At 68.0% G+C, this 13397-nt stretch carries 13 protein-coding genes; 5 read left to right on the plus strand and 8 right to left on the minus strand.

The window, feature by feature from the left end:
• Position 1: 1 nt before the first annotated feature.
• On the minus strand, positions 2-1888 hold the full coding sequence (locus AC5P6S_RS12415) for an EAL domain-containing protein (RefSeq protein ID WP_262248253.1): 1887 nt from the start codon (positions 1886-1888) through the stop codon (positions 2-4).
• Between the two features lie 44 nt (positions 1889-1932).
• Positions 1933-2550: a DUF4126 domain-containing protein gene (locus tag AC5P6S_RS12420; RefSeq protein ID WP_005411305.1), complete on the minus strand. Its 618-nt coding sequence runs from the start codon at positions 2548-2550 to the stop codon at positions 1933-1935.
• Between the two features lie 179 nt (positions 2551-2729).
• Between AC5P6S_RS12420 and AC5P6S_RS12425 the strand changes: the two genes are divergently transcribed.
• From AC5P6S_RS12425 to ampE, 5 genes are all read left to right on the plus strand, one after another.
• Positions 2730-3473, plus strand: a complete 744-nt coding sequence (locus AC5P6S_RS12425; RefSeq protein ID WP_005411304.1) for a DUF6776 family protein — start codon at positions 2730-2732, stop codon at positions 3471-3473.
• Positions 3474-3477: 4 nt separating this feature from the next.
• The gene (locus AC5P6S_RS12430; RefSeq protein ID WP_024958552.1) at positions 3478-3942 is read left to right on the plus strand and encodes a bactofilin family protein; all 465 of its coding nucleotides are present in this window, start codon (positions 3478-3480) and stop codon (positions 3940-3942) included.
• Between the two features lie 31 nt (positions 3943-3973).
• A complete protein-coding gene (gene erpA / locus AC5P6S_RS12435; protein WP_005411302.1) occupies positions 3974-4366 on the plus strand; it encodes an iron-sulfur cluster insertion protein ErpA in 393 nt (130 codons plus the stop codon).
• A gap of 119 nt (positions 4367-4485) precedes the next feature.
• Positions 4486-5391, plus strand: a complete 906-nt coding sequence (gene nudC, locus AC5P6S_RS12440) for an NAD(+) diphosphatase (protein ID WP_043034289.1) — start codon at positions 4486-4488, stop codon at positions 5389-5391.
• Positions 5392-5525: 134 nt separating this feature from the next.
• Positions 5526-6413, plus strand: coding sequence for a regulatory signaling modulator protein AmpE (gene ampE / locus AC5P6S_RS12445; RefSeq protein WP_005414686.1), 888 nt, complete (start codon positions 5526-5528; stop codon positions 6411-6413).
• A 577-nt stretch (positions 6414-6990) separates the two neighbouring features.
• Here ampE and AC5P6S_RS12450 read toward each other — a convergent pair.
• The 6 genes from AC5P6S_RS12450 to yccS all read right to left on the minus strand — a co-directional run bounded on the left by AC5P6S_RS12450 (position 6991) and on the right by yccS (position 13359).
• On the minus strand, positions 6991-7416 hold the full coding sequence (locus AC5P6S_RS12450; protein WP_005414685.1) for a DUF2752 domain-containing protein: 426 nt from the start codon (positions 7414-7416) through the stop codon (positions 6991-6993).
• A 43-nt stretch (positions 7417-7459) separates the two neighbouring features.
• Positions 7460-7738: a CD225/dispanin family protein gene (locus AC5P6S_RS12455; protein WP_005411298.1), complete on the minus strand. Its 279-nt coding sequence runs from the start codon at positions 7736-7738 to the stop codon at positions 7460-7462.
• Positions 7739-7772: 34 nt separating this feature from the next.
• Entirely contained in the window at positions 7773-8060 is a 288-nt protein-coding gene (locus AC5P6S_RS12460; protein ID WP_005411297.1) for a CD225/dispanin family protein, read from the minus strand.
• A gap of 182 nt (positions 8061-8242) precedes the next feature.
• A complete protein-coding gene (locus AC5P6S_RS12465; RefSeq protein ID WP_043034291.1) occupies positions 8243-10132 on the minus strand; it encodes an MFS transporter in 1890 nt (629 codons plus the stop codon).
• Between the two features lie 98 nt (positions 10133-10230).
• Positions 10231-11025, minus strand: coding sequence for an SDR family NAD(P)-dependent oxidoreductase (locus tag AC5P6S_RS12470; protein WP_012481431.1), 795 nt, complete (start codon positions 11023-11025; stop codon positions 10231-10233).
• A 156-nt stretch (positions 11026-11181) separates the two neighbouring features.
• Entirely contained in the window at positions 11182-13359 is a 2178-nt protein-coding gene (gene yccS, locus AC5P6S_RS12475; RefSeq protein WP_012481430.1) for a YccS family putative transporter, read from the minus strand.
• Positions 13360-13397 lie beyond the last annotated feature (38 nt).

The following is a 13397-nucleotide window of genomic DNA, read 5'->3' on the forward strand; positions in this document are numbered from 1 at the left end:
GTCAGAGCACCGCGTTGTGGAAGTCGAAGTTCAGATCGCTGCCGGCCGACTGCACCATGTTGCCCTGGATGTAGTCGACACCGCCCACCCACATCGCGGCGGCGGCCTGTGGATCTTCGATCTGCTGGCCGATGATCTGCTGCCCGGCGGCGTGCGCCCGCTCGATTGCCCGGCGCAGCTCTTCGCGCGTGGCCGGATTGGAATGACTGCTGGAGAAGCGCGCGGCCATGCGCACGAACGACAACGGCAGCTGGGTCAGCAGCGCATCGGCTTCGCCCCCGGGTTCGAACTGGCTCAGGCAGAAGCGCACGCCGACGCCGGCCATGCGCTGGCAGAACTGCTGTAGCGGCACGGTATGGATCAGCGCGTCGGGCAGGCGGACGTCGATCACCAGCGCGCTGCCGGGCAGGTCGCGCTGCTGCAGCGATTCCAGCAGCCAATCCGCGAACGCATCGCGTTGCAGGGTGCGCAGCGACTGCGAAACGAACAGGTTCAGTGGTTGCGTCGCGTGCCGGTAAAGGTCGAGAAGGCCCAGTGCATGGTCCATCACCTGCTGGTCGAGATCGGCGATGCGCCCGGCAGCCTCTGCGGCCGGAATCACCTGGCCTGCCGCCAGCAGCGTACCGTCGGCCTGGCGAAGGCGCAGCAGCAGCTGGTACTGCGCGGTGTTGCCGCCGGCGACGGCGACGATCGGCTGGTAGGCCAGCTCAAGCTGGCCTTCCAGCAGTGCCAGGTGTTCCTGCTCGCTGGTCACGTCGCGGTGCACGTGGCCGGCCACGCCGGCGCTGAGCAGCCGTGCCTGCAGGGTGGTGCGCTCGACTGCCTCCAGCGCGCTGTTGGCATTGTCGAAGCCCGGCGACAGCGGTGCATAGCCGACCACGCCCCGCAGATGCACCGATTCGTCATCGCGGATCACGAAGGCCCGCGCCGACAACTGCTCGCGCAGCGCAGCGGCAATGCCTTCCAGGCTGTCCTCGCTGACATTGCGCGCAAGCAGCAGGAAGCTGTTGTCGTTCAGGCGCGCCAGCAGGTGCGGGTGGCCGGCTTCTGCCAGGCGTTGCCCGGCCTGCACCATCAGGCGCTCGAAGGCGGCATAGCCATAGCGCTCGCGCAGGCCCAATGCGCTGGATATCTCGACGAACAGCACGCCGCCCTGGTCGCGGTGGGCGAGCGCGGCGTTGAGCTGCTGCAGCACGTGATGCCGCGTCGGCAGCCCGGTTTCCGGATTGCTGGTGGCCGGGGTGCCGGATACGCCGGGCAGGGTTGCGGCCTGCGCCCGCGCACGGCGGATGCGGTTGGCCACGGCGGCGATCAGGTGGCGCGGGCGGATCGGCTTGCTCAGGTAGTCGTCGGCGCCACTGTCGAGCACCTCGAACTGGCGTTCCGGGTCCGGGTCGCCGCTGAGGAACACGATGGGCAGCAGCTGCAGGCCGGGCTGCTGGCGGATCAGCGCGGTCAGCCGCATGCCGTCCAGACCGGGCAGGTGCAGGTCCATCAGGATCAGGTCGGGGCGATGTTCCTTGATCGCCTGCAGCGCACCGTCGGCATCGCTGTGCACGATCGCCTGCATGCCGGCGCCATGCAGCACGCTCTGTGCGAACAGTGCCTGGGCGCGATCATCCTCGACGATCAGCACGCGGTAGGGCGAATCGGAATGCAGCGGTGCCGGGTCATTGCCGCCGGCCTCGGCCAGCAGGGATGGGCCGGGCAGCGGCGGCGGTGCGCTGCCGATCGATGCGGGTGCGTCGGAGGCGGCCAGCGGCGGAACCGCTGCCGGCGCTGCGGCGACGGCGCTCGCCGGTTCAGCGGTCCAGCGTTGCCAATGATCGGCCGGAGGGGTTTCAGCGCGTCCCGGGCGGGCGCCCGCGGGGGATTCGTTTGCGGCCATCGGTGCTCCTGGTGTTCGCGCCCATTATGCGACAAGCCCGGCGATCAACCGGTGCCGGGCTGGCGTGGACTGTCGGGCGATGCACTGCGTGCCAGCCAGCGCACGCCCTTCCACAGGGTGCGCCAGACCAGCCACACCAGCAGCGCGCCCGCCAGGCTGCAGGCCAGCACCACGATCAGCGCGATCCACGGGTGTGCCAGGGCCAGGGCCAGACCACCGACCACCACGGTGTCCTCGGCGGCGGAGGCCACCCAGTTGCTGGCAGGCTCGGGCGAGGTATTGAGCAGGGCGCGGGTGCCTGCCTTCAGGCCGTGGCTGGCCAGCGCGACACCTGCACCGGCAGCAAGTGCGCCGGTGCCCAGCTGCCCATCCGGCGACAGCGTGGCTGCGGCAAGGAAGGCACCTGCGGGTACACGTGCCAGGGTCTGCACCAGATCCCACGCCGAGTCGACGCCGGGAATCTTGTCGGCGAAGAATTCGGTCACCGCCAGCGCCGCCGAGGTGCCCAGCACCCACCACGATTCAGTGGCCTGCAGGGCCGGTGGCAGGTCGACCCAGCCGAGCAGGCCGGCCAGGCCGACACCGAACACGGTGAGGTAGACGCGGATGCCGGCCAGCCAGGCCAGCAGGATGCCGATCACGAACAGGTGGGCTTCGGTCATGGCGATGCTCCGGCGACGGAACTGTGCAGGGGACCACACTATCGACGATGGCATGCCTGAACGCCACAGACCGTGGCTCGCCACTGCGCAGGAAACCCACCCGTCCTGTCATACACTAGCCCGTCGTTTGCCACAGGGGCCGTACCGGTGTCGCCCTCGCGATGCCCCGGAATCCACCCATGACCAACCGTCCTCCCATGCGCGTGCAGGTCCGCCTGCCCGGCGCGCCGCAACCGCCGGCCGACCGCCGCCGCCTGCTGGTGATCGGCGGCATCTGGCTGCTCAGCCTGGTGCTGGCGGTGCTCGGCGGCTGCTGGATGGCCACCCCGCGCGATGCGCAGGGCCAGCGCCTGCAGGCCGCCGAGAAGCGTGCCGAGACGCTGCAGGCGCAGCTGACCGAACTGCGCCAGAAGCAGGCCACGCTGGAAGCCTCCGACCGCATCAGCCGCGCCGCCAACACCGAGGTGCAGTCCTCGCTGGCCGAGCGCGATGAGGAAATCGCCGGCCTGCGTGCCGACGTTGCCTTCTATGAGCGCCTGGTGGGTTCGACCAGCCAGCGCAAGGGCCTGAACACCCATTCGATCGAGTTCAGCCCGGAAGCGGCCGGCACCTGGCAGTACACCGCGGTGCTGACCCAGAACCTCAACCGCGGCGCCATCAGCCAGGGGCAGATGCGCTTCACCGTGGAAGGCGTCAAGAACGGCAAGCTGGCCACGATCAGCTGGGATGATCTGCACCAGCGCAGCAAGGTACCGGGACAGGATTACTCGTTCCGGTACTTCCAGCAGCTCACCGGCAGCGTGATGCTGCCGGCTGACTTCACCCCGCAACGCGTGCGGGTGACATTGGGGAGTGGTACGGGGGGTACCACCCAGGTATTCGACTGGAAACAGGCCGGTGCGCCGGCCAGCAAAGGGGAGTAGGCAGATGTTCGGAAGCAGCAAATCCAACCGTGAAGGCCAGCTGGTGGTGGATGCCCTGATCGGCAACCAGGTGGTGATCCGCGGTGATGTGGAATTCAGTGGTGGCCTGTACGTGGAAGGCCGCATCCATGGCAAGGTGATCGCCGCCGAAGGCGCCAGTGGCGCGACCCTGACGGTCGCCGAGCATGGCGTGATCGAGGGCGAGATCCGTGCCCAGGTGGTGGTCATCAGTGGCCGCCTGGACGGCGACGTGCACGCCAGCGAGAAAGTCGAACTGACCCCGAGCGCGCGGGTCAACGGCAACGTCCATTACCAGGTGGTGGAGATGAATGCGGGCGCCCAGCTGAACGGTCGCCTGATCCATGCCAGCGCCCCGATGGCCGCCCTGCCGGCCCCGGAAGCTGATGAGGCCAATGGCGGCAAGGGTGACACCGCCGCACGCCGCAAGCTGGCCGAGGCGATGGCTTGAAAGCCATCGTCGGCATCCCCATGCTGACACCATGAGCACGCTAGTCTCCCTGCCCGGCGCCACCCCGGCCGCCGCGCCCGATTACCAGTCGCTGGAGCGCCCGCTGAACTTCACCGAGTCGGCGGCCGCCAAGGTCAAATCCCTGATCCAGGAAGAGGGCAACCCCGACCTGGCCCTGCGCGTGTACATCGAAGGTGGTGGCTGTTCGGGTTTCCAGTACGGGTTCGAGTTCGACGAGAACCGTGCCGAGGACGATCTGGCGGTACAGACCAGCGGGGTGACCCTGCTGGTCGACCCGTTGAGCCTGCAGTACCTGATGGGCGCCGAGGTGGACTACACCGAGAGCCTGACCGGTGCACAGTTCGTGATCCGCAACCCGAACGCAAAGACCACCTGCGGCTGCGGCAGCAGTTTCAGCATGTAGGCGGGGCGCGGGGCCTGCGTCCCGCGCGACAAGGTGTGTGGAGCAAGCTCCACACCCACAGACGGCTTCGGCAAAGCCCGCGGCTTGCCACCCGCATCGATTGGCGGCACGCTTGCAGGATGCCCAATACTCCTTCGCCGCTTTCCGGTTTCGCCTTCGTGGGCGAACCGCTGGAGCGCGCCGATGCCCTGCGCGAAGATGCCGATGCACTGGCGCGCCTGTGGCCGGGCGCGCACATTCTGGTGCTCGATCAGGGCGGCAGCGCCTTCACCGGCGATGACGACCAGCCGCTGGCGCTGACCGGCGCCGACATCGGCGGCGGTCCCGGCTCCGCGATCTTCCTCGGCCTGCGCGGGGAACAAGCGTGGTTCTCGGTTGAAGCCGCCAGCGTCACCGTCACCGCACCACGTCGCCTCGACCTGCGCCAGGCCGCGCTGCTGTGGTCGGTGGCTGATGCGACCGCTTTCAGCTACGCACGTGGCATGTCCTACTGGCACTCGCGCACCCGTTTCTGCGGGGTATGCGGTGGTGCCGTGGCGTTCGCCCGCGGCGGCTTCGTGGGGCGTTGCGCGCAGTGTTCCACCGAGCACTACCCGCGTGTCGACCCCGCGGTGATCGTGGCGGTTGAAAACCAGGGCCGCCTGCTGCTCGGCCGTCAGTCAAACTGGGCGCCACGTCGCTACTCGGTGCTGGCCGGCTTCGTCGAACCGGGCGAGACCTTCGAGCAGACCGTGGTACGCGAAGTCCACGAAGAGAGCAAAGTGCGGGTGACCGCTTGCCAGTATCTGGGCTCGCAGCCGTGGCCGTTCCCGGGCGCACTGATGGTCGGCTTCCGGGCGCAGGCGCAGGACGATCTGCCGACCGTGGACGGCGAGCTGGAAGACGCGCGCTGGTTCAGTGCCGACGAGGTCGGCGCGGCACTGGCGCGCGATGTGGAGGACGATGGCCAGGGCATCCGCCTGTCGCCGCCGATCTCGATTTCGCGCGGCCTGATCGAGCACTGGTACCGGCAGCAGAAGGGCTGAGAGGGGCTGGCTGGGGCGATTGCATTGCCGCCACCTGAACACGGCACGGGTTACAGTCCGGTTCACCGCTGAGGGCGCCGCTGCGACAGGTAAGGTAGCGGCGCCGAGCGTTCTGTTTCGTAGGGAGACCTGCCATGTTCACCACTCTGGCCGCCGTGCTGGTGGCACTGGCCCTGGGCCATGTTGCTCCGGCCGCTGCTGCCTCGCTGCGCCGTTTCGACGGTTTCCGGCGTTGGCTGGGCTGGCTGGATGCGCGTGGTGGCAAGGCCTGGCAGGGACCGGCCGGCGTTGCCTTGGCCCTGCTGCCGCCGCTGTTGCTGATGGCGCTGCTGGCGTGGCTGTTGCGCGGGGTGCTGTTCGGCCTGCCGTCGCTGCTGCTGGGCGTGGCGGTGCTGGCCTGGTGCTGGGGCCCGCGTGACCTGGACCGCGATATCGAGGCCATCATCGATGCCGATGATGCGGCGACGCGGCAGGCTGCAGTGCGCAACCTGCAGTCGGCCGGCGGCAGCCTGCGCGAGGACATTCCGTCACTGGTCGAGGCGACGGTGCTCAACGCACTGCGGCGCTGGTTCGCGGTGCTGTTCTGGTTCCTGTTGCTGGGCCCGGCTGGCGCGCTCGGTTACCGGCTGCTGGCGCTGATGGCGGAAAGCCCGATGCGTGCCCGCGTGCCGGTGGAGCCGCTGGCGCTGGCGCAGCGGCTGCTGGGCTGGATCGAGTGGCCGGTGGCACAGCTGATGGCGTTCTCGATGGCGCTGGTGGGCAACTTCGATACGGCGTGGAAGGCGTGGCGCCAGGCCCATGGCGAGCGCCTGACCGGCAACACCGGGTTCCTGGGTGCGGTGGCGCGGGCCAGCGTCAACGCCGAACTGCGCGAGGATGCGCACGACTACACCGAGGCGGGGCTGTTGCCGGTGTGGCAGCGGTTGCCGGACCTGCGTGATGCGATGAGCCTGGTGTGGCGGATGCTGCTGCTGTGGCTGGCGATCCTCGCCCTGCTGGTGATTGCAGGCTGGGTGACGTAGGTGTTTTGGCAGGGCTTGCAGCCCTGCACCTGCAGAGGCAACAGAGCAACAGCAACAGCAACAGCAACAGCAACAGCTGGATTGCTGCGGGTTGGCGGGGTGGGTCGGATGGCGGGGGACGCCGTGAATCCATCCATGGAGGCTTGGTCGCCGCTTGCTCGTGTGCGCTGTCCTGCGCACACGGCAAGACCCGGGTTGGGCGTCCTGCCCAACCCGCCCGAGGCATGCCTCGGGCCCATGCGGCTCACACCCCCGCCATCCAACCCACCCCGCCTTCGACAGTTTTCCGCGCACGGACGTTCTCCAGAGCCGAGCCATGCTTGGCTCCGAGCGAGCGTAGCGAAGCGATCCGCTTCTGCTTTTGATCTTCTTTTTCTTTTCCGTGGTGGACGCACACGGAAACTGTCCGTGGCCGGGCGGGATGGGTTTGCGGGGGTGTCCGCGGCATGGATGCCGCGGCCAAGCCTCCACGGACGGATTCACGGCGTCCCCCGCAAACCCATCCCGCCCGGCCAACCCCAAGGCTTCTGCCTTCAAACGCCGCCCACCACGAGGGGCTGCGCCGTTGGCTGGAAACCTAGACCGGTGCCAGTGCAGTGAACGGTGCCCACGGCAGGTTGCGCAGCAGCGCATACCCGGGCAGCACCCAGAGCCAGAACACAGGATTGGCCAGCACCCGCATCAGCGGGTCGAGCACGCGTGGGCGGATGCCGGCGATGTTCAGCAGCATCAGCAACAGGAACGGCAGGCTGATGACCAGCAGCGGGTTCATCGCCATCGCGCCGGGCAGGTCGAAGTGGACCAGGGAATACAGGCAGCGCGTGCTGCCACAGCCCGGGCAGTACAGGCCGGTCAGGGCGTACAGCGGGCAGCTCGGCAGTGGATTGCCGGCGACATACGGATTGACGTTGCGCAGCACCACCGTGGCACCCACGGCCAGGCCGGCGGAAGCCAGCAGCGGTGCCCAGCGGGCGAGTCGGGAACGAGCGGGAAGCGCGGACATGCAACAACGGATCCGGCGCAGGCGCCGGATCCGTCCAGGCGTATCAGTAGCCGCTGTTGCTCATCGCGCCCATGCCGCCGAGCACGACGAAGAACAGCACGTACAGCACGACCAGCACGGCCCAGGCAATGGCCGACCAGATGGCCCACTTCTTGGCCTTGGCGGCGGAGTCCTGGGCGCCGGCGATGTCGCCAGCGGCCAGCTTGCCGTTGACCTGTGCGGCGTAGACGATCGACACGATGCCGGCCGGCAGGCAGCAGAACAGGGTGGTCAGGATGGCCCAGACCAGGTTGTTCGGGACCTGCGGAGTAGCGGTATTCATGGGTTCAAGCTCCTTGATGGGTGGTGGTGGTGAATCATTGGTCGGAAAGAGCGCCCAGTACGGCCAAGCCGCCGAACAGCCCGAGCCACAACAGCAACAGGACCGGCAGGGCCACGGCCGAAGCCACTGCCCACCAGCCCGCCTTGCGCGACGCGCTGTAGGCCCCCGGCAGATCGCCAGCCGCGCGGCGGCCATCGACCTGGGAGGCATAGACGATCGACACCACGCCCAACGGCAGGCAGCAGAACAGCGTCGTCAGGATCGCCCAGACCAGATGGTTGGGGATGTAGACCGGACGGCTGAGCGGTGGTGGTTGATTCAAAGCGAGACTCCATTCCTTGGTGGCCGGCCTTGGTGAATCGGCCGAACCTCCCCCCTGTGGGTGCGTAATCTACCGCAACCGGCGTTGCATGTATGCGTTTACACGCACGGCATGTCGTGTTCGCCACTGGACGGTGGCGTATGCGGGGGAGGTTGCCGGGCCTGCCTGTCAGTCCGATTCTGTCAGGCGTGATCGCCGCGCAGGGCCCGCACCTGGGCTTCCAGCGCCTGGGCGTTGGTGGTGTGGCCGTCCATGGACGGTGCCGCCACCACCTCGACGGTGGCTCGGAAACGGCGCGGCACCCGCATGCGGCCGAGGCGGCTGTCGCGCCGGCTCCACATGCTCGACCACATGCCGCGCAGGGCCATCGGCACCACCGGCACCGGCCGCCGTTCGAGGATCTTCTCGACGCCGGACTTGAACGGGGCGATTGCACCATCCCTGGTCAGTGCGCCTTCCGGGAAGATGCAGACCAGCTCGCCTTCGGCCAACGCGGCGTCGATGTCATCGAACGCGCGCTGCATCAGCGCCGGGTCTTCGCGCGCACCGGCGATCGGGATCGCCTTGGCGGTACGGAAGATCCAGCGCATCACCGGGATGTTGAAGATCCTGTAGTACATGACGAAGCGCACCGGACGCGGAATCGTCGCCGACAGGATCAGTGCGTCCATGTAGCTGACATGGTTGCAGACCAGCAGCGCGGCACCTTCGTCGGGCACGTTGGCTTCGATGCCGTGCGGGCGCAGCCGGTACAGGGTGCGCACCATCAGCCAGCTGAGGAAGCGCATCAGGAATTCGGGGACGATGGTGAAGATGTAGATCGCCACCAGCGCGTTGGCGATGGCCAGCGCCAGGAACTGCTGCGGGATGGTCCAGTGCAGCAGCTTGTGCGCGGCCAGCGACAACAAGGCTGCGCCGACGATGAAGCCGGAATTCTGGATGTTCAGCGCCGCGAACACGCGCGACATCTGCGCCTTCGGCGTGCGGCTCTGGATCAGCGCGAACAATGGCACCACGAAGATACCGGTGAACAGGCCGATGCCGATCAGGTCGATGACGATGCGGATGCTGCCGGGCTGCTGCAGGAAGGTGCCGATGGTCAACCCGTGCGCGGTCGCCTCGCCGCTGCGCGCGAAGTACAGGTCGAGCAGGAACGCGGTCATGCCGAACGCGCCCAACGGCACCAGGCCGATTTCCACCGTGCGTGCCGACAGCTTTTCGCACAGCAGCGAGCCGACGCCGGTGCCGACCGAGAACAGGGCCAGCGCAAAGATATACAGGGTCGGTTCGCCGCCGAGGTTGGTCACCGCATAGGCCGGCAGCTGCGAGGTCAGCACGGTGCCGACGAACCAGAACCAGGACACGCCCAGGATTGAATTGCGCACCGCCTTCTGCTGACGCGCCATGCGCAGCACCGCCAGCGATTCCGGCAGCGGGTTCCAGTTGATCTTCAGGTCCGGGTCGCCGGCATCGACCTTGGGAATCAGGCGGGCGGCGATGTTGCCGCAGATCGCCAGCGCGATGATCGCGCACGCGGCCACCACCGTGCCATGGCTGCCGGCCACGGTGAACACCAGGCCGCCGACGATCATGCCGGACAGGATCGACATCGAGGTGCCCATCTCGACCAGGCCGTTGCCGCCGGTCAGCTCTTCGGGCTTGAGCACCGAGGGCAGCACCGAGTACTTCACCGGGCCGAACAGGGTTGACTGCATGCCGGTGCAGAACAAGGCGACCAGCAGCACCGGCAGGCTCTGGGTGAGGAAGCCGGTGGCCGCCAGCGACATGATCACGATCTCCATGGTGGTGGTGATCACGATCAGTCGCGATTTTTCCAGCTTGTCGGCGATCTGCCCGGCCAGTGCCGAGAACAGGAAGTACGGCAGGATGAAGATGGCCGGTGCCAGCGTGGCGTACAGCCCCAGTTCTTCCTCCGGCACGGCCATGAACAGCAACATGCTGATGATCGCCTGCCGGTACACGTTGTCGTTGAACGCACCCAGCGCCTGGACGACGAAGAACGGCAGGAAACGGCGCTGGCGCAGCAGGGCGAACTGGTTGTGACCGGACATGGAACCTCCTTGACCGGCGCAGCCTAGCATTCCTGCCTATCCGCTGTGGGTGCGGACCTGTGGGTGCGGATCGTTGGTCCGCACACCTGTCGATGGTCTCAGACGATATCGTCGACCACGCCGCCGTCCACGCGCAGTGCTGCACCGGAGGTGGCCGAAGCCTGCGGCGAGGCCAGGTACACCACCATGTTGGCTACTTCCTCGACCGTGGCGGTGCGCTGGATCACCGAAGACGGCCGGTGTGCCATCACGAACTCGCGGCCGATCTGCTCCAGCGGCTTGCCGCTGCGCTGGCGTTCATCTTCGAACATCGCCGCGAAACCGTCGGACAGGGTCGGGCCGGGCAGCACCGCGTTGACGGTGACGCCACTGCCGGCCACGCGCTTGGCCAGGCCGCGCGACAGCGACAGCTGCGCGGTCTTGCTGACACCGTAATGGATCATGTCGGCGGGAATGTTGCGTGCCGATTCGGAGGAGATGAACAGCACGCGGCCCCAGCCGGCGTCGACCATCGCCGGCAGCAGTGCCCGCGACAGACGCACGCCAGACATCACGTTGGTCTGCCAGTAGCGCTCCCAGGTGGCGTCTTCGGTCTCGAAGAAGTCCTCGGGGCCGAAAATGCCGGCGTTGTTGACCAGGATGTCGACCTTGGGCAGGCCGGCCAGCAGCACATCGACACCGGCTGCATCGGAAAGGTCGGCGGCGACGCCGATCACCTCGGCACCCGGAACGGCGGCGAGCAGGCGCTGGCGGGCGCGTTCGACACTGTCGGTGCTGCGGCCGTTGAGAATGACCCGCGCACCCGCCGCGGCAAGACCCTGGGCGATCGCCAGGCCGATGCCGGCGGTGGAAGCGGTAACGAGCGCGGTGCGGCCGGCGAGTTCGATCTTCATGGGGGGAGTCCAGGAGCAGGGGATCACCCAGTATCCGCGCAGGAACGTGATCGGGATGCAGCGCCAGGCGCAACACACGGTTGCACACGGTGCAGTCCATCCACGCCATGCGTGGATGGACTGCGGGTCGCGCCAGGCCCTGCCCGGCGCCGGCCTTCAGGTGAGCGTGCGCACGGCCTCATTCGCCGCCGCCCGCACCTTCGGCAGCATCCGCAGCACCAGCGCCATCTGCGTGCGGATCAACTGCAGCTTCGCCGGCATCGCCTCGTCGATCTGCTCCAGCTCGGCCGCCACCGCGCGGTCGGCGTCGTTGTCGTCCTCGCTGACCGGCCGCCGTGCGGTCAGGGCCGAGGCCAGCTGCTGCAGCGCTTTCCGCACGCGGTCACCGGCGGCCAAGGCCAGCGGATCGCCGGCGTAGCTGTCCACCTGGTCGCGGTGTGCACCCAGCGCCGACAAGTGCCCAAGCAGCGTGTTGGAGAGCGCCAGGAAGTGGAAGCCGGCATCCAGGTTGCGGCGCACGTGACCGGGTTCGCGCAGCATGTTCGACAGCGCGGTGGACAGCGCGGCGTCGGCGTTGTGCATGTCGCGGCGGGCGATGCGGTAGGCCAGGTCATCGCGCATGCCGCTGCGGTACTGGCCCAGCACCGAATCCAGGTAGCGCGCGGCGGTATCGAGCACCCGCGCCAGCACAAGGTGCAGCTGGCGGCCCTGCCAGTCGGGCAGGATCAGGAACGCGGCGGCAGCGGCAATCGCGCAGCCCAGCAGCGTGTCGACCATGCGCGGCACGATCAGCACGAAGCCATCGCCGATCAGGTTGAAGCAGGTCAGGGCCATCACCGTGATCGCCGCCGATGCCACCAGGTAGCGGTCGGTGCGGGTGAAGAAGAACAGCAGCGCCGACAGCAGCGCGATCAGCAGTTGCACGTGCAGTTGCGGGAACAACTGCAGCAGCGCCCAGGTGAGCACGAGGCCGGCCACGGTGCCGACGATGCGCTGCGCCAGGCGCTGCCGGGTCGCACCGAAGTTGGGCCGGCACACGAACACGATGGTCAGCAGCACCCACGAGCCGTTCTGCGCATTGAACAGACGGATCGCGGCGAAACCGGCGATCAGCGCCAATGCCATGCGCAGGCCGTGGCGGAACAGGACCGAGCCGGGCGTGAGCTGCTGGCGCACGCGCACGCCCATCTCGCGCAGGGTATGCGGGTTGCTGTCGCGCAGGCGCGTATCGACATTGTCGAGACTGGCCTCGGAGCGTTCGGCGTCCAGCAGGCGGCGTTCGATGCTGCGCAGGTTGTGCACCAGCAGGTCCAGCGAACCCAGCAGGCGCTGCCACTGCGGGCGCTGCTGGTCGCGCAGGTAGGCCAGCGCATCGGCCAGGTCGCGCCCGGCCTGCTGGTTGGTTTCGCCATACACGAACGGGCGGCGCAGGCGGATCGCCTCGCCCAGGCGCGCGCAGGCCTGGCCTTGAAGATCGAGCAGGCGCTGGCAGCGGTACAGCACGTCGCTGTGGAAGAACGCATCGACCAGGGCGCCGTACGGGTAGTGCGAGGAACTGGCGCGCTCGTGGAAATCCTGTGCCATGTAATAGAGGCGCAGGTACAGGCCGGAGTTCACGCCCGGCCGCCCGGAACGGCCGAAGCGGGCGAGAATCGCGGTCTTGGCCTCGTTCAACGCGCCGACCACGCGCCGGTTCTGCTCGGCCAGGTCGAGCTGGCGGCGTTGCAGGTCGGCCTCACGTACCGGTTCGAACAGGGCGGCCTTCAGCTGCAGGTAGCGGCCCAGCTCGATGTAAAGCCGCGCCACGCGCTCGCGCACCGGTCGGTTGGCGAACAGTGCGGTCCACAGGATCGACAGCAGTCCGTACCAGACGGCGCCCGCCAGCAGGTGGCTGACCGCTTGCAGCGCGGTGTGCAGGTCGCTGGCACCGTGCTGCTCCAGCCCGATCATCGTGTAGATCGCCAGCGTTACCGTGGCCTGGGCGATGGATGCGTAGCGCTCGCCGAGCGCGCCCAGCAGGGTCAGGCAGAAGGTGGACAGTGCCAGCGCGCCGATGAAGATCCACGGCCAGGGGAACAGCCAGATCACCGACGCCGCAGCGATGCAGAAACACAGCAGCGACAGCGCCACCGCCTTGGTCCGGCCCCACCAGTTGTCGTCGGTCTCGGCGATGGCGCTGGCGATGATGCCGAGGAAAACGCCGGGCAGGGCGGTCAGCGCATCCAGCTGCCAGCACACGGCAAGCGCTGCGGTCAGGGCGATGAACACGCGCAGGCCGTAACTGGCCTTCTCGTGGGCCCACAGGCGGCTGAGGCGGGATTGGCGGGCGGGCATGCAGGCTCGGCGGAAGGATCTCCCACCATTATTGCGGG

The organism is Stenotrophomonas sp. YJH_SMC_119, assembly GCF_059368315.1.